Source organism: Phycisphaerae bacterium, from assembly GCA_017999985.1.
In the GTDB taxonomy this organism is placed as follows: domain Bacteria; phylum Planctomycetota; class Phycisphaerae; order UBA1845; family Fen-1342; genus JAGNKU01.
The window spans coordinates 171,074-195,680 of sequence record JAGNKU010000004.1 but is presented as its reverse complement, the minus strand read 5'-3'; the positions used below and the strand labels follow the sequence as shown (position 1 = coordinate 195,680).

The 24,607-nt window shown below is 67.1% G+C and carries 21 protein-coding genes, 1 tRNA gene and 1 pseudogene; 7 read left to right on the top strand and 16 right to left on the bottom strand.

The genetic code is table 11. The annotated features are described in order from the left end of the window. Positions 1–8 precede the first annotated feature (8 nt). The 5 genes and pseudogenes from KA383_07355 to KA383_07335 all read right to left on the bottom strand — a co-directional run bounded on the left by KA383_07355 (position 9) and on the right by KA383_07335 (position 5,996). Positions 9–461, bottom strand: a complete 453-nt coding sequence (locus KA383_07355) for a universal stress protein (protein MBP7745935.1) — start codon at positions 459–461, stop codon at positions 9–11. 39 nt (positions 462–500) lie between these two features. After that, positions 501–1,691, bottom strand: coding sequence for a 4Fe-4S cluster-binding domain-containing protein (locus KA383_07350; protein ID MBP7745934.1), 1,191 nt, complete (start codon positions 1,689–1,691; stop codon positions 501–503). 321 nt (positions 1,692–2,012) lie between these two features. Next, positions 2,013–4,225: pseudogene (locus KA383_07345) on the bottom strand (glutamine synthetase III). A 48-nt stretch (positions 4,226–4,273) separates the two neighbouring features. Next, entirely contained in the window at positions 4,274–5,065 is a 792-nt protein-coding gene (locus tag KA383_07340; protein MBP7745933.1) for a PHP domain-containing protein, read from the bottom strand. 427 nt (positions 5,066–5,492) lie between these two features. Then, entirely contained in the window at positions 5,493–5,996 is a 504-nt protein-coding gene (locus KA383_07335; GenBank protein ID MBP7745932.1) for a hypothetical protein, read from the bottom strand. A 151-nt stretch (positions 5,997–6,147) separates the two neighbouring features. Between KA383_07335 and KA383_07330 the strand changes: the two genes are divergently transcribed. Both KA383_07330 and KA383_07325 read left to right on the top strand, forming a co-directional pair. Continuing rightward, positions 6,148–7,527 carry an aspartate aminotransferase family protein gene (locus tag KA383_07330; GenBank protein ID MBP7745931.1) on the top strand — a complete coding sequence of 460 codons (1,380 nt, stop codon included), beginning with the start codon at positions 6,148–6,150 and terminating at the stop codon, positions 7,525–7,527. A gap of 34 nt (positions 7,528–7,561) precedes the next feature. After that, on the top strand, positions 7,562–8,233 hold the full coding sequence (locus KA383_07325; GenBank protein ID MBP7745930.1) for a hypothetical protein: 672 nt from the start codon (positions 7,562–7,564) through the stop codon (positions 8,231–8,233). 15 nt (positions 8,234–8,248) lie between these two features. On the opposite strand, the gene KA383_07320 is transcribed toward KA383_07325, so the two are convergent. The 8 genes from KA383_07320 to KA383_07285 form a co-directional block, all read right to left on the bottom strand. Then, on the bottom strand, positions 8,249–8,560 hold the full coding sequence (locus KA383_07320; GenBank protein ID MBP7745929.1) for a non-heme iron oxygenase ferredoxin subunit: 312 nt from the start codon (positions 8,558–8,560) through the stop codon (positions 8,249–8,251). A gap of 4 nt (positions 8,561–8,564) precedes the next feature. Further along, positions 8,565–8,957: a DUF59 domain-containing protein gene (locus KA383_07315; GenBank protein ID MBP7745928.1), complete on the bottom strand. Its 393-nt coding sequence runs from the start codon at positions 8,955–8,957 to the stop codon at positions 8,565–8,567. A gap of 10 nt (positions 8,958–8,967) precedes the next feature. After that, positions 8,968–9,420 (bottom strand): SUF system NifU family Fe-S cluster assembly protein, encoded by a 453-nt coding sequence (locus KA383_07310; protein ID MBP7745927.1) that lies wholly within the window; start codon positions 9,418–9,420, stop codon positions 8,968–8,970. Beyond that, positions 9,417–10,685 (bottom strand): cysteine desulfurase, encoded by a 1,269-nt coding sequence (locus tag KA383_07305; protein MBP7745926.1) that lies wholly within the window; start codon positions 10,683–10,685, stop codon positions 9,417–9,419. Before KA383_07305 ends, KA383_07310 begins: the two co-directional genes overlap by 4 nt. Then, the gene (sufD, locus tag KA383_07300) at positions 10,682–12,028 is read right to left on the bottom strand and encodes a Fe-S cluster assembly protein SufD (GenBank protein MBP7745925.1); all 1,347 of its coding nucleotides are present in this window, start codon (positions 12,026–12,028) and stop codon (positions 10,682–10,684) included. Before sufD ends, KA383_07305 begins: the two co-directional genes overlap by 4 nt. Positions 12,029–12,044: 16 nt before the next feature. Continuing rightward, positions 12,045–12,812: a Fe-S cluster assembly ATPase SufC gene (gene sufC / locus KA383_07295; protein MBP7745924.1), complete on the bottom strand. Its 768-nt coding sequence runs from the start codon at positions 12,810–12,812 to the stop codon at positions 12,045–12,047. 87 nt (positions 12,813–12,899) lie between these two features. Then, entirely contained in the window at positions 12,900–14,342 is a 1,443-nt protein-coding gene (gene sufB / locus KA383_07290) for a Fe-S cluster assembly protein SufB (protein MBP7745923.1), read from the bottom strand. Between the two features lie 37 nt (positions 14,343–14,379). Continuing rightward, positions 14,380–15,045 (bottom strand): MarR family transcriptional regulator, encoded by a 666-nt coding sequence (locus KA383_07285; GenBank protein ID MBP7745922.1) that lies wholly within the window; start codon positions 15,043–15,045, stop codon positions 14,380–14,382. Positions 15,046–15,424: 379 nt separating this feature from the next. Here KA383_07285 and KA383_07280 point away from each other — a divergent pair, with 379 nt between their 5' ends. Both KA383_07280 and KA383_07275 read left to right on the top strand, forming a co-directional pair. Further along, on the top strand, positions 15,425–16,879 hold the full coding sequence (locus tag KA383_07280) for an AMP-binding protein (GenBank protein ID MBP7745921.1): 1,455 nt from the start codon (positions 15,425–15,427) through the stop codon (positions 16,877–16,879). A gap of 102 nt (positions 16,880–16,981) precedes the next feature. Beyond that, positions 16,982–17,055: transfer RNA gene (locus tag KA383_07275), tRNA-Cys, on the top strand. Positions 17,056–17,126: 71 nt separating this feature from the next. Here KA383_07275 and KA383_07270 read toward each other — a convergent pair. After that, on the bottom strand, positions 17,127–18,029 hold the full coding sequence (locus tag KA383_07270) for a hypothetical protein (protein ID MBP7745920.1): 903 nt from the start codon (positions 18,027–18,029) through the stop codon (positions 17,127–17,129). A 669-nt stretch (positions 18,030–18,698) separates the two neighbouring features. Here KA383_07270 and KA383_07265 point away from each other — a divergent pair. Then, on the top strand, positions 18,699–19,325 hold the full coding sequence (locus KA383_07265) for a hypothetical protein (GenBank protein MBP7745919.1): 627 nt from the start codon (positions 18,699–18,701) through the stop codon (positions 19,323–19,325). A 25-nt stretch (positions 19,326–19,350) separates the two neighbouring features. Here the strand turns inward: KA383_07265 and KA383_07260 are convergent, their stop codons facing one another. Both KA383_07260 and rny read right to left on the bottom strand, forming a co-directional pair. Then, positions 19,351–20,385 carry a transcriptional regulator gene (locus KA383_07260; protein MBP7745918.1) on the bottom strand — a complete coding sequence of 345 codons (1,035 nt, stop codon included), beginning with the start codon at positions 20,383–20,385 and terminating at the stop codon, positions 19,351–19,353. Positions 20,386–20,849: 464 nt separating this feature from the next. Then, a complete protein-coding gene (gene rny / locus KA383_07255) occupies positions 20,850–22,532 on the bottom strand; it encodes a ribonuclease Y (protein ID MBP7745917.1) in 1,683 nt (560 codons plus the stop codon). Between the two features lie 584 nt (positions 22,533–23,116). Between rny and KA383_07250 the strand changes: the two genes are divergently transcribed. Then, the gene (locus KA383_07250; GenBank protein ID MBP7745916.1) at positions 23,117–23,605 is read left to right on the top strand and encodes a hypothetical protein; all 489 of its coding nucleotides are present in this window, start codon (positions 23,117–23,119) and stop codon (positions 23,603–23,605) included. Between the two features lie 26 nt (positions 23,606–23,631). Continuing rightward, the gene (locus tag KA383_07245; protein MBP7745915.1) at positions 23,632–24,558 is read left to right on the top strand and encodes a helix-turn-helix domain-containing protein; all 927 of its coding nucleotides are present in this window, start codon (positions 23,632–23,634) and stop codon (positions 24,556–24,558) included. Positions 24,559–24,607 lie beyond the last annotated feature (49 nt).

The following is a 24,607-nucleotide window of genomic DNA, read 5'->3' as shown; positions in this document are numbered from 1 at the left end:
CGCCGGGCTTACGTCTCCGCCGCCGGCGGGACCATCAGCACCGGGCACGTCGCGTGCTCGAGGACATTCTTGCTGATGGATCCGAGCAGAATGCGCCGCATGATACCACGCCCGTGCGTGCCGATGACGATCAGGTCCACCGGAATCTCGCCGGCGTAGCGCGTGATCTCCAGGTCCGCGGCGCCCAGCAGCAGCTTGGCGACCAGGGGCGTGCGCAGGTCCGCGAGGCCCTCGCGCACGAACGTCTCCAACGCCGGTTGCGCGGTCTCGCTGGGGTTCTCCTGGGGCAAGACCACCCCGCCTTCCGGGACGAGCACGGGCTCGCGCGCCGCCGGTTCCAGCACGTGCACCACGTGCAGCGTCGCCTGGTGGGTCTCTGCCAGGACGCGCGCCACGGTTGCCGCGCGCCGCGCCAGTGGCGAGAAATCCGTGGGCAGCAGGATGTGTCGGATCGCGAACATGCGCCACGTGACTGGCGGCGACGCACCGTGCGCTACCGCCTACTCCGGCCCGTCCCACACCGCGCCCAGCACTTCGGCCGGAACGCGCGGCGCATCCGTGCCGGCAGCCGGCTCCAGTTGATCAAACCAGTACGCCTGGTCGTTGCGCTGGTAGATCATGAACTGACCGCGGTTGGCGGCGTCCTTCGCCCGATGATACCGCAGGTAAACGTATCGTTCATCCACCGCCAGGATTTCGATCTTTCCGCTTTCGTGCGACATCACGTAGCGCGCCCGGCGGGCGAGCCCGGAACCGTGGCGCAGGGCCTCCCGGAAGATGTGCCAGCCCCGGACGATCGGCACTTCGTACGGCGCGTTGCCCGCGGTCGGCCGGCCCTGGAACAGGTAGTAGGGGGGGCAGCCCACCCAGGAGAGCTTGCGAAACAGGTTGGACAGCACGATCGGGTCGTCGTTGATGCCCTTGATCAGCGGGCATTGGTTCACGCAAATCACGCCGCAGCGGATAAAGCAGTCCAAGCCGTCAACCGCCGCGTCCGTGAGCTCGCGGGGATGGTCAAAGTGGGCCATGAGGTAGATGCGCCTCTGGGGCGTGGAGTGCGTGCGCAGCAAGTCCTGCAGGTCGGGGTCGCGCAGCAGTCGCCACGGATCGAACGCCGGCATCTTCGACCCGATGCGGATAATGCGCAGGTGGGGGATCGCCCGCAGGGCCGTGATGATCTCGCGGAGGCGGCGCGTGCTCATCAGCAGCGGGTCGCCGCCGGTGAGTAGCACGTTCGTGACTTCCGGATGCTCGGCGACATAGCGAATCCCCGCCGAGACGTCGTTGGTCGTCTCCGCGTTCCCGTCCATAAACAGGCGCTTGCGGAAGCAGTAGCGGCAATACGCGCCGCAGACCTCGTTGCACAACAGCAGGACCGTGTGTGGGTACTTGTGTTGCACGCCGCGCGAAACGGTCACCGCGGCCTCGTTGCTGGCGTCAAGCTTGCCCCAGTCGTCGAGTTCCTCGCTCCGCGGAATGATGAGCTGTCGGATGGGGTCGGCGGGGTCGTCCCAGTCGATCAGGCGGAGGTAATAGTCGTTGGCCCGGAAAGCGTAGCGTTCGGCCACTTGGCGCAACTTGGCGCGCTCCGCGGGCAGTATGTTGGGCACGTGGTCGAGCGAGCGGATGTACTTCACGCCCCGTGGAGTCTTGGCCGCAGACGTGGCTTGCGGCAGTGTCAGATCGGCCATCACGGCACCTCCTTCGGATGGATGAGGGGGTGTCAAATGCTTCGTGGCCAAAGCATCTATCATTATTCTAGCGCCCCCCGTTACCTGGGTCAACCGAAATCTCCTCGAACGCGCTGGGTGCCCAGACGATATGTTTCGCTTTGCGATTGAAAGAGTTGCGACTTGGATTGCGCCGAGTGCCCCGGGCAGCATCGCGCGAGATCGCGAGCCGAATATCGCTTGTCCGATGCTTAGAGTGCGAATTCATGACGCGCACACCGCCGTACCAGATTGCCGCCCGGGGGCAGTGTACGCGGCCCACCTTGCTTACCGGCAGGCGTTTTACCTGACGAACAGCATTTCCGCGTAGCGTGGCAGCGGCCATACGTCGTCGGGGATGAGTTCCTCCAGCGTATCGGACACGCGCCGGGCCTCGACCATCGCGGGCAGCAGCTTGTCGCGAATATGCCGGGCGTGTTTCTCACTGGACTCGAAGTTCTGGGTTTCCGCCTTCTCGACGGCCGCGATGGCTGCGCGCAACTGGGCGACGAGGTCGACAACGGCCTTGAGCTGCGCCTTGGTGTCCGAGCACGCCACGCCCGCCGCGGCGGTGGCGGACGCTGCCTGGCCGAGCTCACCCTGGAAACGCAGCGCGGCCGGCAGCACCTCGCGCTTCAGCATGGATACAAGCGTGCGGGCCTCGATTCCGACGACGCGGTTGTACTTCTCGAAGTTCACGTCCACGCGCGCCTGCAGCTCACGCTTGCTGAGTACGCCGTAGCGAGAGAACAGCGTCTGGGCCTTGCGCGTGGCGAGCGCCGGGAAGGCATCGGGCGTGGTGGGCAGGTTCGGCAGGCCGCGCCGCGCCGCCTCGCGATGCCACTCGGCGCTGTAGTTGTCGCCGTCAAACACGATGCGGCGGTGTTTCTTCACGACGTCCTTAAGCAGCGTCTTGACCGCAGACTCCAGCTTCGCAGCGCTGCGGTTGCGGCCGATGCGCTTCTCAAGGTCGGTGGCCATGAAATCGAGCGACTCGGCCACGATCGTGTTGAGCACCGTGTTGGGCCAGGCGATCGCCGCCCCGGACCCGACCGCGCGGAACTCGAACTTGTTGCCGGTGAACGCGAACGGGCTGGTGCGGTTGCGGTCGCCGCTGTGCCGCGGAATCTGCGGCAGCGTGCGGGCGCCAAGGTTCAGCCGGCCGCCCTTCTTCGTGCCGCGCGTCTCCCCGCGCTCGAGCTGGTCCAGGATGTCGCTCAACATGTCGCCGAGGTAGATCGAGATGATCGCTGGCGGCGCCTCATTGGCGCCTAGCCGGTGGTCGTTCGCCGCGCTGGCAATCGAGGCCCGCAGCAGGTCGGCGTGCAGATCGACGGCCCGGATCACCGCCGTCAGGAACACCAGGAACTGCATGTTCGTGTGCGTCTCGTCGTGCGGGTCGAGCAGATTCACGCCCGTGTCGGTCGCCAGCGACCAGTTGTTGTGCTTGCCCGAGCCGTTGACGCCGGCGAAGGGCTTCTCGTGCAGCAGGCAGACGAACCCGTGCCGCTCGGCCACCGTCCGCAGCATCTGCATGGTCAGCATCTGGTGATCGCCGGCGACGTTGGCGTTCTCGAACACCGGCGCAAACTCGTACTGGTTCGGCGCAACCTCGTTATGGCGCGTCTTCACCGGCACGCCCAGCTCGTACAGCCGGCGCTCGACCTCGTTCATGAAGGCCATCACGCGTTCGGGGATCGCACCGAAATAGTGATCGTCGAGCTGGTGGCCCTTCGCGGCGGGCGCTCCGATGAGCGTCCGCCCGCACAGCCGCAGGTCCTCGCGCCGCTCGTAGAACGAGCGGTCCACCAGGAAATATTCCTGCTCGCAACCGATGGTCGTGATGACCTGCGAGACCCCGGCATCGGTGCCGAAGATACGCAGGATCCGCAGCGCCTGTTCGCTGACGGCCTGGATCGACCGCAGCAGCGGCGTCTTCTTGTCCAGCGCCTCGCCCGTCCACGCCACGAACGCCGTCGGAATGCACAGTGTCGGCGAGTCGCCCGTCTTGAAGATGAACGCCGGGCTCGTCGGGTCCCACGCGGTGTAGCCGCGGGCTTCAAACGTCTCGCGGATGCCACCCGACGGGAATGAACTGGCGTCCGGCTCACCCTGCGTGAGCTGATCGCCCGAGAAACGCTCGATCGCGCTGCCCATGCCGTTCGGGCTCAAGAACGCGTCGTGCTTCTCCGCGGTCGAGCCGGTCAGCGGTTGGAACCAGTGCGTGTAGTGCGTCGCGCCGTGCTCCAGCGCCCATTTCTGCATCGCCGCCGCGACCGCATTCGCGATCGCCGGATCGAGCGGCAGGCCGCGCTCCATCGTGAGGCGCAGATTGCGGTACACGTCTTCCGGCAGGTGCTTGCGCATCACCTCGCCGGCGAAGGTCAACGAACCAAATGTCTCCGATGCCGGTGGCAGTCCCCGGTTCTCTCGCATGGCTGCTGTCCTCGGGTTGGTGAACGCCGGATTCGGATCGGAGTGGCGACCGTGTTCCTGGACCGACCCGAAGTCCGGATTCAGACCGCGTAAAAGTACAAACCTATGCGGCGCGCGACAAGCAGGCGTCAGGCACGCTTTTCGCCGCCGGGCGTGGATTCCGAGCCGGTTGCCAGCGCAAAGGCCGGCTTGGTTGTGGGCTGCTCGTCAGCGCGTGCCGCTTGGCCGCCGGGAGCGTTTACGCCAAACCCAGCCAGCGACATGCCGAGCAGGTTGATCCAGGTGTGTTGCAGGCCCATCGCCAGGTAGTAATCCGGCGCAAACCAGCCCGTGTGCAGTTCCGCCTGCCGCAGCGCGCTCAGGAAATCTGCCGGCCCGTCGAACGCCGGCATGAGCTGGTGGCACGCCGCCAGGTGCCCGCGAATGTGGGCGTCGTCACCGACGAACGGCGTCAACCCGTGCTTGGCCGCGTACCGCCGGGCCCAGCCGCTCTCCCACCAGAGCAGGTTTTGCGCGTTGCACACCTCGACGGCATCCAGCCAGGGCAGCAGGCGGTCCATGGCGGCGTGGTTCAGGCTGTGTTGACAAAGCGTCGCGAAGGGGTGTGCCGCCAGCACGAGCCCGCCCTGCGCGCGGATGCGTTGCGCGGTTTCCTCGGGCGTCAATCCCGGCGGGATGCGCTCGTCGAGAAAGAGGCCGATCACGTGGCCCTCGGTGGTGGTGATTTCCTCGCCCACGATGATGCGGACGCCGCCGCCCAGCGCGCGGGCCGCCACGGCCCCGGCGATCTCGTCGTGATCGGTGACCGCGACGCAGCCGACGCCGGCCGCGCGGGCCGTCGCGATGAGGTCCTCGGGCGAGGTGTTGGAGTCGAAGGAGTAGTTCGTATGTACGTGGATGACAGTCTTGGTCTGTTTCATGTTCTGCTTACTTATCGGCCAAGGTGCTTCTTTCGGATTCCGTCCGGGCGCTACAGCCCCATGTCATGCTTACGGCGCAAATGGGCAGGCGGTTGATTTCGGCCGGGGAGTTTTTTCGCCGCCGCCGGCGGATCGGACGCAAACATACGAGGGAGTATAGTCGGCTCGGGCGGATTCTCCTGCGCTGGCGGGCGCCAAGCCCGCCGGGCGCGTCCCGCGCACGGTCCGCGGGCGTTTATATGAGACGACCGGACCAGGGTCCGCAAGGGGCTGGAATCCAACGGGATGTCGAAGCTCCAGCTCGGCCGCGTGGGTGGTACGGGCGTCCCGCCCGTCGGAGGAACGGGCAAGATGCCCATACCATCCGTTGGCCTATGCCATACATTGGCCTGTACCACCTGTGTGGGATTGGCTCTGAGGCGCCACTCTACGGTGCCCGCTCGGGCTTGGCGCGTTTGGACTCGCCCGGCTCGGGGAAATTGTCCAGCGCCTCGACCACCCGGCGCTGGTCGCGACCCTTCATCCGGGAGAGCTTCAGCATCTTGCGGATGTGCTGCCGGGTCTCCTCCGTGCAGCACGGGTTCTTGATCAGCCGGGTCAACGTCTCGGCCTTGTCCGAGCTGTAGCCGACCGCGAAGGCCGCGTTGACGAGATAGATCTGCTCGTGCGTCGTCAACTCCGGCATGTCCGCGACGCGCTTCAGAATCCTGTGCCGCTGGCTGGGATACTCGATGATGTGCGACGCGTCCTCGATAAGTGAGCACGCTGGACCGTGCGGCCCCTTCGGATGGGCGGCGCAGCCACCGAGCAGCACCAGCGCGCCGCCGAGCGCCAGCAGGCCAACCCCCGTCAGCACGCACCGGCGGCGTTGCCGCTCCGGATCCAGCGTGGTCGGCCGCCACCCGTCGTTTCCCATCACGTCCGCCCGCATCGCGGTTCCTTTCCATCCGGCCGGCCAAGCCAGCCCGCCCCCGGCACTCTACGCCGCGGGCGCAGCGCGAGCAACGCCGGCCCGCAGGCCTTAGTATGTACGCCATGCGGCGGCCCAGGATGCACAGGCTGCCCGATCTGGAGGAGAGCCGATGTCGTTTGTCGAGCGACCGGGTGCTACGCCCGTGCCCCTGCCGGAAAGCCCGCAGCGGCCCATGCCCTACAGTGGCCCCACGCGCGAGGAAATCCTCGCGCTGCGCCGCGAATACCTGAACCCCGGCCTGGTGCTGTACTACGACGAGCCGCTGTGCATCGTCGAAGGGCACATGCAATACGTGTGGGACGAGCAGGGCCGGCAATACCTCGACGCCGCCGGCGGGATCGTCAGCATCTCCGTGGGGCACTGCCACCCGAAAGTCACCGCCCGCGTGCGCGAACAGGTCGGCCGGCTCGTGCACACAACGACGATCTACCTGCACCCGACGATCGCGCTTTACGCCCGCGAGCTGGCCCGCCACATGCCCCCCGGCTCCGGCCTCACCCAGACCTACTTCGGCAACTCCGGCAGCGAGGCCAACGAGTACGCCATCCTCATGGCCCGCCTGTTCACGCAGCACGATGAAATCCTCTGCCTGCGAAACGGCTATCACGGCGGGACCTGCGCGACGATGCGCCTGACCGCCATCAGCGACTGGAAATACCCCGCCGACGCCGGCCTGAACGTGAAATACTGCGAGCCGGGCTACTGCTACCGCTGCCCGTACGGGCAGAGCTATCCGGCCTGCAACGTGAAATGTGCCCGGGCCATCGAGGACGTGATTCGCTATGAGACCGCCGGCAAGGTGGCGTGCTTCATCGCCGAGCCGATCCAGGGTGTTGGCGGCGTCATCGTGCCGCCGCCGGAGTATTTCCAGATCGCCTACGACATCGTCCGGCGACACGGCGGCATCTGCATCGCGGACGAGGTCCAGGCCGGCTGGGGCCGCACGGGCGCGCACTTCTGGGGCTTCGAGAACTTCGGTGTTGTGCCGGACATGGTCACGATGGCGAAGGGCATCGGCAACGGCGCCCCGCTCTCCGCCGTCACGACGCGCCCGGAAATCGCCGCCAGCATGAAGCAGAAGCTGCACTTCAACACGTTCGGCGGCAATCCGATCTCGGTGACGAGCGGCCTGGCGACGCTGGAGGTGATCGACGAAGAGCGCATTCAGGATCGGGCCCGCGACGTGGGTGCATACTTCAAGAACGAGTTGCTCGCCCTGCAGGAGCGGCACGCCCTGATCGGCGAGGTCCGCGGCCTGGGGTTGCTGCTGGCGGTCGAGCTGGTCAAGGATCGGCAAACGCGTGAGCCCGCGACGGCGGAGACGAAGCGCGTGGTCGAGCTGGCCCGGCAGCGCGGCCTGCTGGTTGCGAAGTCCGGCTGCTATTGGAATACAATCCGCCTGGCGCCGCCGATGTGCGTCACCAAGGCGGACGTGGATTTCCTGGTGGATTGTCTGGGCGCGTGCCTGGCGGAGGTCGCCAGCACGTAGGACTGGGCGCTGCTGCCCAGCGGATTGGAGCACTATGAATCCGCCGCCGCGTGGTGTACCTGTCGGGCGCGTCGCGCCAACCGCCCGGCCATTGACGCCGGCCGAGCCGGTCTCGCCGCTCAGCGAAGCGCACTTTCACGCGCTGCGCGCGGCGGTGGCGGCGCGACGACCGGTGCAGCGGGCAGCGCGGACGGCGCGCGGCTCGGCGATGAGCATGCTGGTGATCGCCGCAGCCAGCGTGCCCCTGGTCGTGCTGTATCCAAGCTGGCTCGGTGCGGGCGTGGTCACGGGGATCGGCATACTCGGCGTGCTCGAATACATGGGCGCGCGCCGCATGCGCCGCGCGGACCTCTCGGCCGCGCGCTTCCTCGGCTGCAACCAGCTCGCCTTCCTGCTGCTGATCGTCGGGTATTGCAGCGTGCAGATGCTCACGTTCTCCAAGACGGAGCTTAGCGCGCAATGGAAGTCCAGCGACGTGCAGACCCAGCTCGCACAACTGCCCGAGCTGCAGGCGGACGTCGAGCGGGAGATCGAGCGCTGGGCTCCGACCGTCACGTATGCGTTCTATGGCCTGGTGATGACGCTGAGCATTGCCGTCCAGGGCGGCATGTCCGTCTACTACTTCACGCGCCGGCGGCATCTGCGCGCCGCGGCGGAGCAGACCCCCGCGTGGGCACAGCGCATCTTCGGCCTGCTTGAAACCTGAGCAGATCGCGGCACGTCAACCAACCTGAATCTGCAGCTCATCCCCCGCCACGCGCACCTGGTACGCAGCCACGTTCCGCTCGGCCGGCGGACTGAGCACGGCGCCGCTCTCCAGGTCAAACCGCGCGCTGTGCAGCGGGCATTCCACCGTGCAGCCGTCCACGTCACCTTCCGCGAGCGATGCGCCTGCATGCGGACAGGTGTCGGCAATCGCGTAGTACGTGCCGTTGATGTTGAAGACCGCGATCCGCAGGCCCTCGACATCGACTGTCAGGGCCTTGCCGGGTGGAACGTCCTTGGCCCGCGCGACCGTGAGATACTCGGGCATGCCATCAATCTCCCGCGCCGTCTTTACGCCGCAACAAAGAAGCACCGGAAACGAACCGCCGGCGGTGCCGCCCCGGGTCATCCAGCCCGAGCTGCAGACGCGCCTCCGGCGACAGGCGCTCGCGCGACCACGGCGGATCCCACACCAACTCGACCTTGACATCGGTGACGCCCGGTAGCGCCTTCAACTTCGTCTCCACCTGCCCGGGTAGCACGCGCGCTACCGGGCACGCCGGCGTCGTCAGCGTCATACGCACGGCCACGGCGCCAGCGGGCGACACATCGAGCTGGTAGATGAGCCCCAGGTCGTAGATGTTCACCGGCAGCTCGGGGTCATGCAGGGTGCGCAGCGTGGCGACCACCTGCCGGTGCAGTTCCGCTGGTTCTGCTGCGCTCATGCGCTCGTCCTCATTCGGTGGATACCACGCCGCCCGCGTTCTCCAGCGCGGCCGCAAACGTGTGCCAGGCCAGCGTCGCGCACTTCACGCGGGCCGGATACTGGCACAGGCCGGAGAACACTTCGAGCTTACCAAGGCCGGCTGCGTCCGTCGCTTCGCGCACCTCGCCGGTCACCAACTGGTGAAAACGCGTGAACAGCGCCTTCGCCGCCTCCAGCGTTTTCCCCTTGAGCATTTCCGTCATGAGCGACGCCGACGCCGTGGAAATCGCGCAGCCGCCGCCCTCGAACGTGACCTCTTCGACGATGTTGTCCCTGAGCTTCAGGAAGATCGTAACGTGATCGCCGCACAGCGGATTGTGCCCCTCGGCCATGTGGTCCGCGCCCGCGAGCGCGTGGTGGTTCCGGGGTCGCCGATAGTGGTCGAGGATCATCTCCTGGTAGAGGTCCGACAGCTCGGTCATGCTTTGAACACCTCGCACACGTGCCGCACGCCGGCGACCAGCGCATCAATGTCCGCGCGCGTGTTGTAGAGCGCCAGCGACGCGCGGCACGTCGCCGGCACGCCGAAATGTGCCATGACCGGCTGGGCACAGTGGTGCCCGGTGCGGAGCGCGACACCCACCTGGTCGAGGATCGTCCCCGCATCATGGGGATGCACGCCCTCGATGACGAACGACAGCACCGCCGTCTTATGGTCGGCCGTGCCGATCAGCCGCACCTGCGGCAGGGCGGTCAGGGCTTCGGTCGCGTACGCCAACAGGTCGACCTCGTGGCGCTGCACGGCGTCGAGGTCGAGCGCGCTGAGATAGTCGATCGCCGCACCCAGGCCGATCGCGCCTGCAATGTTCGGCGTCCCCGCCTCGAACCGATACGGCAGATCATTGTACGTGGTGTGCTCGAATGTGACCGAGCGGATCATGTCGCCGCCGCCCTGGTACGGCGGCAGCGTTTCGAGCAGGTCGCGCTTGCCGTAGAGCACGCCGATGCCGGTCGGCCCGAACAGCTTGTGGCCGGAGAAGGCGTAGAAGTCGGCGTCGAGCTGGCGGACGTCCACGCGCATGTGCGGCACGGCCTGCGCGCCGTCCACGAGCACCGGGATCTCCCGGGCATGTGCCAGCGCGATCATCTCCGCGACCGGATTGATCGTCCCCAGCGCGTTCGAAACGTGCGCGAGGGCCACGAGCCGCGTGGCCGGGCCAAGCAGCCGGGCATACGCGTCCAGCTCGAGCGCGCCGCGCTCGTTCAGCGGCACGACCCGCAGCCGTGCGCCGGTCTGCGCGGCGAGCATCTGCCACGGCACGATGTTCGAATGGTGCTCCATCCCGGTGATGAGAATCTCGTCGCCGAGCCCGAGCTGCATCCGGCCGTAGGTCTGCGCGACCAGGTTGATCGCCTCGGTCGTGCCGTGGACAAAGATGATCTCCTCGGGGCGCGCGGCGCCGATGAAGCCCTGCACCGCCGCCCGCGCCCGCTCGTGCGCCTGCGTCGCGCGGACGCTGAGCGCGTGGACGCCACGATGGATGTTCGCGTTGTCGGCTTCGTAGTAGTGCCGCAGTGCGTCGATCACGGCCCGCGGCTTCTGCGTCGTCGCGGCGTTATCGAGGTATACAAGCGGCCGGCCGTGCATGAGCTGCGCGAGCGCGGGGAAATCGGCCCGCGCGCGCTCGGGATCAAAACTGCCGGGCGGCGAGCAGGCCCCCGGCGCACGTGTGGCCGCCGTGGTCATGCGAGTTCCCGGAAAGCGTCTCCGCCCGGCAACCGCGCCACGAGCACCGCGTGCAGTTGCCGGCGCAGCGATTCGATCTTGATCTGCGCCAGGCTTTCGGCCGCGAACGCATACGTCAGCAGGCTGCGCGCCGCCGGTGCCGCGATGCCGCGCGTCTGCAGGTAGAACAGTGCGTCCGCGTCAAGCTGGCCGATGGTGGCCCCGTGCGTGCACTTGACGTCGTTGGCGAGAATTTCGAGTTGCGGCTTCGTGTCGATCTGCGCTTCGCCCGACAGCAGCAGGTTCATATTGGTCTGCTTGGCGTCGGTGCGCTGCGCGGCGGGCCGCACGACGATCCGCCCGGTGAACGCGCCGCGCCCGCGACCGTCGAGGATGCCGCGGAAGAACTCACGGCTATTGCAGTGCGGCGCGGCGTGCTCGACTCGCAGGGCGTTGTCGACGTGCTGGTCCGCGTGGACGCTGAACAGCCCGTTCAGCGTGCAGTCGCCGCCTTGGCCGGCCAGCACGGTCCGGATGTCGTGCCGCACCAGTGCCCCGCCGAACGACAGACAGTGCGATGCGACCTGCGTGGCGCGCTGCTGGTGAATCTGCAGCGTGCCGAGGTGATAGGCCGTCTCCAGCTCGCGCTGCACCTTGTAGTGGTCCACCACGGCGCTTTCGTCCGCCACGATCTCCGTGACTGCGTTGGTGAGCGAGACGCCTGTCCCCAGTCCGACGTAGCTCTCCACGATCGTGGCCTGGCTGTGCGCCCCGGCGACGACCAGGCTGCGCGGATGGCTCGCGGCGGGCTGCGCGCCCGGCTGTTTGACGTACAGCAAGTGAATCGGCTGCATGATGACGCTCTGCGGCGCGATCGCCACATACGCGCCGTCGGCAAACAGCGCCGTATTCAGCGCCACCAGCGCCTGGGCGTGGTGGTCCGCGTGACGCGCCAACTGCGGCTCCAGGACGTCAGGCGTCTCGCGCAACAACGTGGCCAGACTCGCGACTTGCACGCCCGGAGTCGGCGTCCTGCGCGAAAGCCGCGGCGCATACCGGCCGTTCACGAACACCAGCACGGCGGCAGCCTCTTCGAGCAGGAACGGTGCGAGCTGCGCCGGGGCCACGTCGTTGGTGTCCGCTTCGGCCCGTCCGAACGCGGTGCGCGCCAGCGGCGCCAGGTTCGTGTAACGCCAGTCTTCGTCCAGCACGGTTGGCAGGCCGCGCTCCATGAAACGCGCCATGGCCGCATTGCGGACCGGCGTCAACCACGCCGGCCCCCGCGCCACGTCGCGCTCCAGCGCCGCGCAGGCCGCCACGAACGGGCTCGAGTTTTCCGCGCCAACGCGCATGGTCTGGGGCACCTGTCAGCTCCCTGCTCTAGCCAGTCACGGTCGCCGGCTCGGCTTCGGGCGCGAGCCAGCCATAACCCTTCTCTTCCAACTCCAGCGCCAGGCGCCGGTCGCCCGAGCGCACGATGCGTCCGTCGACCAGCACGTGGACGTAGTCCGGCACGATGTAGTTCAGCAGGCGCTGGTAGTGCGTCACGACCACGATGGCCCGCTCCGGGCTGCGCAGCCGGTTGACGCCCTCGGCGACAATCTTCAGCGCGTCGATGTCCAGCCCCGAGTCCGTCTCGTCCAGGATCGCCAGCCGCGGCTCCAGCACCGCCATCTGCAGCGTCTCGTTGCGCTTCTTCTCGCCGCCGGAGAACCCCTCGTTCAGCGCGCGGTTGAGCAGGCGCTCGTCCATGTCGAGCAGCTTCAGCTTGTCCTTCACCAGCGTCAGGAACTCGAGCGCGTCGACTTCCGGCTGGCCGCGCTGCTTGCGCTGTGCGTTGAGCGCGGACTTCAGAAAGTAGCTCGTACTCACGCCGGGGATTTCCACGGGGTATTGGAACGCCAGAAAGAGCCCCGCGCAGGCCCGCTCTTCCGGCGCCAGCCCGAGCAGGTCCTGGCCGTCATAACGAATCTCGCCGGCGGTGACCTCGTAGGTGTCACGCCCCGCCAGCACCTGCGCCAAGGTGCTCTTGCCCGAGCCGTTCGGCCCCATGATCGAGTGCACCTCCCCGGCGCGCACCGTCAGGTCGATGCCCTTGAGGATTTCGTGGCCCTCCACGGACACGTGCAGATTACGGATTTCCAACATGCTTGCGCTCTCAATCGAGTCCGGCGCCACACACACCGTGGCGCTTGGTTTCGGTGCGGTCGTCAACCGCCGTTGTCTGATACTCCGCTAGCCGACACTGCCTTCCAGGCTCACGGCCAGTAACTTCTGGGCCTCCACGGCGAACTCCATCGGCAGCTCGCGAAAAACCTCCTTGCAGAACCCGTTCACGATCAGCGAGACCGCGTCCTCCGTCGCAATCCCCCGCTGGTTGCAGTAGAAGAGCTGGTCGTCGCCGATCTTCGACGTTGTCGCTTCATGCTCCATGTGCGCCGTGTGGTTGCGCACCTCGATGTAGGGGAACGTGTGCGCGCCGCACTGGTCGCCGATCAGCATCGAGTCGCATTGCGTGAAATTGCGGGCGTGCGCGGCGCCCTTGTTGATCTTCACCAGCCCGCGGTACGTGTTCTGCCCGCGCCCGGCCGAGATGCCCTTCGACACGATGTAGCTGCGCGTGTTCTTGCCGATGTGGATCATCTTTGTGCCGGTGTCGGCCTGCTGCCGATGGTTGGTCAGGGCCACGGAATAGAACTCGCCCACCGAGTTGTCGCCCAGCAGGATGCAGCTCGGATACTTCCACGTGATCGCCGATCCCGTCTCGACCTGCGTCCACGCGATGCGCGAATTACGCCCCAGGCACTTGCCGCGCTTGGTGACAAAGTTGTAGATCCCGCCACGACCTTGCTCGTCCCCCGGATACCAGTTCTGCACCGTCGAATACTTGATCGTCGCATCATCGAGCGCGACCAGCTCGACCACCGCGGCGTGCAACTGGTGCTCATCGCGCATCGGCGCCGTGCAGCCTTCGAGATAGCTGACCGTGCTGCCCTCATCGGCGATGATCAGCGTGCGCTCGAATTGCCCCGTCGCGGCGGCGTTGATGCGGAAATACGTGGACAACTCCATGGGACAACGCACCCCCCGCGGGATGTACGCGAACGACCCGTCCGTGAAGACCGCCGAATTCAGCGTCGCGAAGAAGTTGTCCGAGTACGGCACGACCGAGCCGAGGTACTTGCGCACCAGCTCAGGGTGGTTCTGCACGGCCTCGGAGAACGAGCAGAAGATGATGCCCAGCTCGGCAAGCTTCTCCTTGAACGTCGTGGCCACCGACACGCTGTCGAAGACCGCATCGACCGCGACGCCCGCGAGCAGCTTCTGTTCTTCCAGCGGAATGCCGAGCTTGCCGTACGTCTCCAACAGCTTGGAGTCCACGTCCGCCAGGCTCTGTGGTGCTTTTCGCTGCCGCGGCGCGGAGTAGTAGCTGATCGCCTGGTAGTCGATCGGCGGGTAGTGCACGTTCGGCCAGCGCGGCTCCGTCATCGTCAGCCAGTGCCGATAGGCCTTCAGCCGCCACTCGGTCAGCCACTCCGGCTCATGCTTCTTCGCGGAGATCAGCCGAATCACGTCCTCGCTCAAGCCCGGCGGGACGCTGTCGGCCTCGATCTCCGTGACGAAGCCGTACTTGTAGGACGATCTTTCCCACGCGGCGAGCGCGTCCGTCGTTGACATCGCTATGGCTCCTTCAGCCATCCGCGCCGTGCGCGGCTCAAGCCTGTGGTTCAGGCGCGGGCGGCTCCGCCGACACACCAAATTCACAACGTGCATACCCGCTCTGCACGCACCGTCGCAGTTGCACCGGCCCGCCGAGTAGCGCGCTGAACGCCTCGCGCTCCATGTCGCAGACTTCGGGATGCTCGGTCGCCAGGCCACCGAATGGACAGGTGAACACCATCAACCTCAGGCCCTCACCGCTCTGCTCGACCGCGACCGTCATGCCATTACGGCTCAGCAGCTCGGCCAGGCGCTGCAGACGGTCCAACGGCGGCCCTTCGCCAACGACGCTCCGCTGACTCTCCGCCATGCGCTGCCCGACGCGCCGCAACAGCATCCGCGCGCGCATGGGTCCCTCGGCATCGACGATTTCCTCGATCAAGAGACGCGACAGCTCGCCGGCGTTGGTGCCGAACCGCCGGCGTGCCTCCTCCGAGATTGCGAACACGTCCGCGGGTCGCCCGGGGCCGCGGCGTCGCTGTGTCCGCGTGACCCACCCGTTCGCCAACAGACGATTGACCTGCTGTCGGACCGCCGTGGTCGTTACGCCGAGCTCAGCGACAAGCTGCGCCATCGTGTGTGGCCCGCGGCGCACGAGCAGGTCGATCACCCGCTGGGCGGATGACCCGAGCACCGTGCGATGTGCGTCTGAGGTCGTCATGCTCGTCACCTGCGCTGATTGACTGTAGGCGGCAGAATAGATTAGACAATCCAGATTGTTAATATTCGCTCGCCGGCACCATGGCGCGATCGTAAGTATAGAATTTTTATGATCTTACAGACGTTGTTCGCACCGGCTCCATCGGCGGGCCGAACATTGCGGACGCGCGGACACGGTCGCGATCGCATCCATCCACCCCGGCTCGCCACACATCCCCGTGCCGCCACCGGTCGCCCGCCGTTCGGGAAGCTTGCGGTTCTGCCAGCGCGGCCCGCTCGCTCCGCTCCATGACTTCCGCCAGAATGCCGCCACCACAGCGCGCCTGCGCCGTAGACTAGTCAACAGCGTGCTGCTCACGACTCGGACGAAAGGGCCGCCTATGCACCCGCTGCTCGACGACTTCGAACGTAACTGCGCCAACCGGGCCACCCGGCCGGCGGCGTCTGATCCAACCCTCGCTCTCGACTACCAGAGCCTGCGCGCCGTCGCTTGCGGCCTGGGCGCGCAGATCGCCGCGCAAACCGCGCAGCCGCACGTCGGCATCCTCGCTCCAACTTCGGCGGCGTGCGCGGCCGCGGTCTTCGCGTGCTGGTACGCCAACCGCGTTCCCGTCCCGCTGAACTTCATGCTGTCGCCAACCGAGTTGAGCAAAATCATCCGCGACGCCGGCCTGGACCTCATCGTCAGCATCGACCGCTTCGCGCCCACGGTGACAGCGGCCGGACTCAAGCTGCTGCCGCTGAGCGCGCAGACGCTGGTGCCGGGCGAGGGCCAGGCGCCGGCGGCGGCGCCAGCCGACGTCGGCGCGTTGATCTACACGTCGGGCACCTCGGGCGATCCCAAGGGCGTTTGCCTCAGCTTCGACAACTTGGCGCAAAACGCCCGCGCCTGCATCGCCGCCGCCGAGCTGTCCGCCGACCAGGTTTTCCTCGGCCTGCTCCCGCAGTTTCACGCCTTTGGGTTGACCGCGACCACGATCGTCCCGCTGGTCATGGGCGCGGCCGTGCACTATTTGCCGCGCTTCAGCCCCGTCGCGGTCGCCAACACGATCGCCGAGCGCGGCGTCTCCGTGTTCATCACGATCGCGAGCATGTTCGGCGCCCTGGCGGCGATGAAGGAGGCCCGGGCAGAGCAGTTCGCGTCGCTGACCCATCCGGTGAGTGGCGGCGAACCGCTGCCGGCCCGCGTCGCCCAGGTCTTCGAGCAGCGCTACGGCAAGCGCATCTACGAGGGCTATGGCATGACCGAGGCCTCGCCGGTGATCACGCTGAACACGCCACGCGCGTACCGGGCGGGCACGGTCGGCCGGCCGCTGCCGGGCATTTCCGTCGTAGCGGTGGATGCGCACGGAGCAACATTGCCGCCGGGGGAAGAGGGTGAGCTCATCGTGCGCGGTCACTGCGTCATGCAGGGCTACCTGAACAAGCCTGACCTCACGGCGGCCACCGTCCGCGACGGTGCGCTGCGGACCGGGGACGTCGGGCACGTCGACGCGGACGGCTATGTGTCCATCACGGGCCGCGCGAAGGAAATGATGATCGTCGGCGGTGAAAACGTGTTCCCGTTCGAGATTGAAAGCGTGCTCGTCGACCATCCCGGCGTCGCGGAGGCGGCGGTGGTCGGCCTGCAGGACGATATTCGCGGGGAGGTGCCGGTGGCGTTCGTGATTCCGCGGCCGGACGCGGCGCCGCTGGTCGAGTCGGAGTTGCGCGGCTTCTGCCGCGAGCGGCTGGCGGCCTACAAGGTGCCGCGTCAGATCACGATCGCGACCGAGTTGCCGCGCGGACCGACAGGGAAGATTCTCAAGCGGGCGCTGAAAGTCGGGCAGCCATAAGCGCTTCCGCTTGCCCCACCGGCGGGGCGCCGCTTAGAATACGGGTTCTGGACGGGCATCGACCGGGCGATCCCGCCTGGCGGCCGCGTCCAGCCACAGTTAGGTGGCGTGCCCGAGTGGACTAAGGGAGCGGATTGCAAATCCGTTTTTCATGGGTTCGAATCCCATCGCCACCTTTCCCCCCGCATGGCGCATTCTCCCTTGATGCGATGCGCGGCGCTGTGTCGGCCGCCTCCTTCGGCTCCGCTCAGGGCGCGTACTGGATCTCGGTGTAGCCCAATTCCGCCGGGCTGGCCGAGACCTCGTACGTAGTCGTGTAGGTCCACGTGAAGTCGACGCGGTCGCCGGTGGTAATCGTACCGGTGGCGTCCTCGTGATCCGGGTCGCACACCGCGGCCCAACCGTATAGCGTGATGCCGTCCAGCGTGCCCAGAGACACGTAATATCCCGAAGTCACGATCGTCTCGTACCACACGCCATCCGCCACCCAGCAATCGCGGCACGCGGACGTGGCGTGTACTTCGACGCAGATGTACTCCCCGGTTGGCTCCCACTCGATGCCCGCGCGCGAGACCGGCATCGTCCCCAGTCCGCAGGCGTTCTCCGGCGGATTGACGACATCGTTCGGGTCGTCCTCGGTCGCGGGCGGCTCGAAGTCGGCTTGCAGGCACCCATCCTCGATCACAAATCGCTGCCCCGTCACCGCCGTGCTGTAAGTGACCTTCGTATCCCCACTGTCGATCAGCGACCAAATGGCCACCACGGAACCGCCCGCATCGATCTGGTACAGCGGCGCTGTCGTCGCGCCCTGCTGTTGCGGGCATAACGCCGCCTGGAAAATGACCCTCGCAAGCGTTGAATCAGCCGGGTCGGCCTCCAACTCCGCCGCCACCGTGTACTTGAGGTACCCGGCAGGCGGGAGCACGTCCACCGTCCGGGTCCCGCACGCCGTCGAGCCGTCCCCGTCGTCCTGATCATCATCCGCGGCGTCGTCTGTCGTGTCGCCGCTCGTGCTGTCGTGCGAGTCGCCCGAACCATCGTCCTCGGTGGTTCCGGTGTCGTTGCCGGTCGAATTCGGGCAACCGCCGGGCAGTGCGAGAAAGGCCAGGACCAGAAGCAATACCAGTGTGAGGGTGATCACGCGTGTCATCGAAATGCTCCTTCGGGTATCTGCACTGGTTATATCGGCTGTTCCGCCGCGAACAAGAGGCGTGTCGCCACCGTACGCGCGGCGAGCGGCGACCGCATGCCCGACCGCCTGTTCGCGTTGGCGCGGGAGCGGCACGCATTCTCGGACCTGGGTGTGGCAATGGCGTGATCCGCACGCGATGTGGGGCCCCAATCCGCGCCGCGCGCGGCGTGGTTGAACGGCGGCCGCGCGCTGCAACACAGCGCAGAGAACTCCGCGCGGCCCGGCCCCCTCATTCCGGGCCGCGCGGATCTGGACGAAGTTGGGCCTGCTCGGAAGTGCCGCGCCCCCGGCGGGCGGCGGGATGAAATCCGAACCGCCACGCCGGTGGGCTAACGGACCCCGGGCCGTCATCCAGAAGTCTCATTCAGACCAGCGACAGGGGAGGTCGGTCCTAACGGAAGGCAGGGTCCGACAGGCGGCGTCGCCCCCCAACCGCTGGCGGTGGTCGCCGCGTTGCGGCGCAAGCCGCGGCGAGTACCCGGCAAGCAGAATTCTCCTGCAACGCACCTCAACCACTCGAGTCGAGCTCCCCCGTCCCCGCAATGCACGGCGACTTCCGCCCGCGCATGTATGGTACAATCCGATCGCCGGAAAGAACGTCATTTCTTCCGCGAGGAGGTTGCGACCATGAACACGGCTTTGCTGCGTGGCGGCGCGGTGCTGGTTGGTGCCGTTGCGATAGCGCTCCCCCTGGTCTGGACCAGCTCAGTCCAGGCGCGGCCGGACGACCCAACCGAGCCTCCGGGTTGGGCGGACCTTGTGCGGCGGGTGCAGGCGATCGAGCAGACGCTCGCGCTGCCCGAGCGCAACCCGACGCGCCCGGCCATCGAACAGCGTCTCAGAATCCTCGAAGAGGGGCTGCGCGGTCTGACCCGGGCCAGCGGGCAGCCCAGCGGGCCATACCCCAGCGACAACGTGCGCCACTTGCAGGAGTCGATCAAGGACTCCAGGCGGCAATACGACGAGCTCACGCAACGGGTCGCGCGCCTCGAAGCCACATCCACGGAGCGCGGGCGGGCCGCACCGGCCGCCACGCTGGACGACTATCGCGAAGTCCGCAAGACCGCCGAACTCGCCCAGCGCGAAACCGAAAGCCTCAATCGCCGCGTGCAGCAATTGGAGCGGGATGTGTCCGGCCGGAGCATCCCCGCTCCCAGCTCGGTCTCCGCCGATCTCAAGGGCAGGCTGGACACCCTGCAGCGCGCGGTTGAGGACCTGAAAAACCGCGTGCGCCAACTCGAGTCACGATCATAGCGTGGCGCCGGAAGCAGGCCGTCCTTCAGGCTTCACCCGCGCTGCGCTCATACCGGTCCAGCGTGGCGCGCAACTCGTCACGCAGCTCGCGGCGCAGCGACTCCGGTCGGAGCACCTCGGCGTCGGCGCCGAATCCCTTGATCCAGCGCTTGAACTCGACCACGTCCGCCAGGCGAAACGTCGCCTGCAGCGTCGGATGGTCGCCGCTGCACTCCTCGAACAGCGTGTGCTCAGTCGCCAGCCACTCCACGTGCTGGCTCTCGTGCCACATGCGCTCCTCGACCAGCGCCGCCGCCGGCCCGGTGAAACGCACCACCACCTCGGTCGGCGGTCCGCCGGTGCGGACGATGCCGAACGTGTTGCGAAAGTGCTGTTCGAGCGCGAAGCCCGGCGGCCGGCTGAAGACCTGCGGCGTCACCGTCTCGATCCGCGTGACCTTGAAAATGCGGACGGCATTGGCCCGGTGCGAGCGGCCGACCAGGTACAGGTCGCCCTCGTAGAGCACCAGCCCGTATGGATCGACCGCCGTCGTGTATTCCGCCGGCCGCCAGAGCCCCCGATACGCGATCTCGACGACCTGCCCGCGCTGGGCGGCCTCGGTCAGCGTCCGGATGGTGTCGGCGTGGGCGGAATAGTCGGTTACGCCCGTGCGGCGGACGTAGACCGTCTCATCCAGGTCGCGGAAGTACTCCAGGGCCTGCGCCGGCATGAGGCTGCGGAGCTTGTCGCGGACTGAAGCGATCCCTTCGGCGAAGAGCGTGCCGGCGAGCGGTGCGAACAGGTGCTCGGCGAGGTGCAGCGACAGGGCCTCCGTCAGGCTGAGCACGAGCGGCCCGGTCCTGAAGAAGTCATGCGGCAGGCGCCAGAAGCGCTTGCCGTACTCGTCTTCCTGGTAGTCGATCGGGAAGCCCAGCTCCTGGAGGACTTCGAAGTCACGCTGCACGGTGCGCTCGGTGACGCCGCTCTCGGCGGCCAGCTCGCGCAGCGGCAGTCCCTGCCCGCGGGTCTGGAGGGTCCGCAAGAGATTCCACTGCCGCAGGATTTGCTCGCCGCGTGCCATATCGCTACACCCGCTGATGAGTTGTGGTCCGAAGGCCATCATACCTGCGGCGACGATCGAATCTCAACTGCGGTAGGTCCAACTCACGCGGTTGTACATCGATGACGGCGCGCCGCCGGGCGGGGACAGGGAACCTGAGGAACTGCCCGTACCTTCTTTGCACTCTCGGACACTGCCGTGCGTCAGTCGCAGCGTGGAGAGCCCCCGCGCGCGGCGCGGTCCGCGCACAAAAATGCCCGAGTGGCGGGGCCGACAGGCCGGGGGGTAAACCCGTACGAGCCGCGCACCACTCGAGCGTTTTGATTATAGCCCGCGATTGAAGACCCCGAAAGCCCGTGATGACCTTTTGGCCGGGGATCCCGCCAGCCAGATGCCGCGGAGCGAACCGAAAATCAGGCCAAGCAACCAGCGCCGGCCAGCCGCCGATCGACGAGCATCGATGCGTGCGCGTCTGGCGGCCGGCGTCACGCCTCCGCCGGCGGCTCGCTCGCCGCATCGGCTGGCTCGTCCGGCTCCGGCTCAGACTCAATGAATCGATGCTCGGCGGCGCGATCGCCGTTGCCGCGATGCCGGCCGCTGATGGCGTATTCCGTGGCGCGCACCTCGCGCAGGACCGTGACCTTGATCTCGCCGGGGAACGTCGCCACGTCCTCCTCGATCTTGTGCGCCACGTCCCGCGCCAGCTTCAGCGACGAGCGGTCGTCCACGCGCTCCGCGTCCACGATCACGCGCACTTCGCGCCCCGCCTCGATCGCATACGCCTGCCGCACGCCGGGAAACGACGTCGCAATCGCCTCCAATTCCTGCAGACGCTTGATGTAACGCTCGATCGACTCGCGGCGACTGCCCGGCCGCGCCGCACTGATCGCATCCGCCGCGGACACCAGCGGCGTGTATGGATGCGTCGCCGCCACGTCGCCGTGGTGCCCCTGAATCGCGTTCAGCACCGCCGGCGGCTCGTTGAACCGGCGGGCGAATTCGTACCCGACCTTCGTGTGGCTGCCTTCCGCCTCGTGGTCCAGGGCCTTGCCGAGGTCGTGCAGCAGGCCGCACCGGCGGGCGAGCGCCCCGTCCAGTCCCAGCTCATCGGCCATCAGCCCGCTCAGGTAGGCCACCTCGACACAGTGTTTGAGCACGTTCTGCCCGTAGCTCGTGCGGAACTGCAGCCGGCCAAGCACGTCGAGGATCTTCTTGTTCACGCCGGACACGTTCGCCGTCGCGGCGGCCTCGCGGCCCGCGACGACCACGCGTTCCTCGACCTCCTTCGTGACCTCGGCGACGACTTCCTCGATGCGCGTGGGATGGATGCGCCCGTCGCGGATCAACTGGTCCAGCGACTGGCGCGCGATTTCCTTGCGCACCGGGTCGAAGCATGACACCTGCACGATGCCGGGCGTGTCGTCGACGATGACGGTCACGCCGGTGGTCTTCTCGAACGCGCGGATATTCCGGCCCTCGCGCCCGATGATGCGGCCCTTCATCTCGTCGGATGGCACGTCCACCGTCGCGACAACCGTCTCGCAGGTGTGCTCGGCGGCGTAGCGCTGGATGGCCGACACAATGATGTAGCGGGCTTTCTCGCGCGCGTTCTCCTCGGCGTTGTTGATGATCCGCTCGACGAGCTGGCCGGCCTCCTTCTCGACCTCGCGTTCAACTTGTTTGAGGCACAGAGAACGGGCCTGGTCGGGGCTTAAACGGGCGATGCGGAGGAGCTCGGTCCGCTGCTGGGCCAGCAGGCTGTCTACCTGGGTGGTCTTTTCGGCGAGGATCCGGGACTGCTCCGCCAGCTTGGCCTGATCGCCCTCGAGTTTGCGCTCCTTGGTCGTGAGCACGTCCTCTTTCTTGACCAGCGTGTCCTCGCGCTTGTCGAGGCGTCGCTCCGCCGCGCGCAGCTCGTTACGGGTTTCAGCCGTCTCCTGCTCGAAGCGCTCCATGGCCTCGAGCGCTTTCTTCTGCGCCTCGATCTCCGCCGCGCGCAGCACGGCCGCACTGCGCTCCTGGGCATCCGCGATCAGTCGCTGCGCTTCGGCCTGCCGGGCAGCACGTTCCCTGTGACCGAGAAAGTGGAAAAACGCCAGCACCGCGGCGCCCCCGACCACGGCGGAACCGAGCAGGGCCGCAGCCCACGCCATGGCCGAATCCGGCATGGCGAGCACGAGTTGTTGGGAGAACATGTTTTCATCCGCCTTTTGAGCATGATCAAAGGCGGGGCAGCTACTCACGCGCCCCGGGTCCATGGGCGCGATGGCAGGCAACGCTCCGGCGGGACCTGACCCGACGCCGCTTTACGGCACCCGCAGTTCCCGGGAGAGATCAGCGGTAAGACTTCACACCGCGCTCGCGATTTGCAGGATCCGTGAATGAATCGTGAATGAGGGGTTTATGAAAACTGGATCCTGGGCATCGCGTCTCGCACATGTGATTGCGCCGCACGCGGGCGGCGCCGCTCTTTATCGCTTCGCACTCCGTGATCGAGCCTTCGCCGCTTAACCAAGCCCGGCACCTCAGCCGAAGCCTGGGAAAGGCGCGCAACCATCGTCACCCTAAGTACCTAAATCCGTCGCTCAAGATTATATCACCCGCCGTCTGGATTGCTAGGGGCCAGACTATGTTGTTTGCGTTTCCGCTGCCTCGACCGGGAGCGCTCCCCCAAGCCGCCCGGGCCTTGCGTCGTCACCCGGCGAGCACTAGCATCCCATGGGGCAGTAACGCCATCCTCGTGGAGTGTCCCGTGACCCCGATTTCGCCCGACAACCACGTGCCGGCTACCCCGCGCAGACCTGGCAGCCAGACCGTGCTCTGGGTGCTGGCGGTTTTGCTGGGCGTCATTGCCGGGGCGCTGTGGGCGCGTCCGATCGGCCTCAGCGCGCCGGCGGCCTTCGCCCAAGGCCAGCCGCCGCTCGCCGGCGCCCGCGGCATCTTCGCTTTTACCGGCCCGCTCCAGCGCGACCAGTACGGCCTTTTCATGCTCGATGTCGATCAGGGGACGATCTGGTGCTATGCGTTTGAAACGGTTGGCGGAACCAGCAAGCTGCGGCTGGTCGCCGCCCGCACTTGGATTTATGATCGCTACCTGCAGGACTTCAACTGTGCGGCCCCGGATTTCCGCATGGTGCAGAAGCTGGTAGCCCAGCAGCGGGCGCAAGCCGGCGCGACGCCGCCCGAGCCCGGCGCGGACGAGCCCGTGCGGCCGACCGACGTGCCGCCGCCCAAGGACTGAGCCCTCGCAGGCGACAGGAGTACCGCATGGCCAGCAAGCCGTTTTACTCGTTGGAAGAAGTCTGTGCGAAGCTCGGCAAGACCGCCGACGAGGTGAAAGCCCTCGTGCGCGGCGGCGTCCTGCGCGAGTTCCGCGACGCGGGCAAGGTCTTCTTCAAGGCGGACGACATCGAGAAACTCGTCACCAGCAGCGCGTCGGAAGCATCGGACACCGGCGAGATCCTGCTCGAACCTGCCGGCGAAACGTCGCCGGAGCCCCCGGCCGGACGCGATGAACTGGCCAGTCTGGCGGATTCCTCGGGGGGTACGAGCATCATCGGGCTCGAACCGCTGCCCGAGGAGGAAGAGAAGAAAGAGGACACGGTCATCACCGCCAAGGGCATCGGCGTATTTGACGAGGACGAAATCGAGGTCGACGCCGACCCCATGGCGAAGACGCAGATCACCACTGGCGCCACGGACGACCAGGTGTCGCTCGAAGGCGCGGGCAGCGGGTCCGGGTTGTTGGACCTGGCGCGCGAGGCCGACGACACGGCTCTGGGCGCCGACCTGCTGGACGAAATCTATCCCGGGGAGGAAGAGGCCGCGGCGGAGCCCAAGCAGGAAGCTGCACCGGTGCAGGAGGCCGCGCCGGCGGCCGTCGAACCCGCCGCGGTGGAAGAAGCCCCGCTGGAGGAGGCGGCCCCCGCGGAAGTGCCGCTGCCGCTGCCGGCCGTCGTGGGCGACACGACCGAAGGGATGTTCTCCGGCCTGCTGGTCGGCGCGCTTGTGCTGATGGCGCTGGCGGCGACCGTTGTGGCGGGCGTCGTACAGGGCTACCTGCCTGACTACGGCAAGTTCCTCGGCGATGGCAAGACCTTTTACTTCTTCCTCGGCGGGGCGGTGCTGGTGCCCGTGATCGCACTCGTGGTCGGCTGGTTCCTCGGCAAGGCTTTCGTCCCGCGCCGGCGCTAGCCGGACACGACGTCCGCCCGGTGGCGCGGGGTGGACCATGACAGGGAGG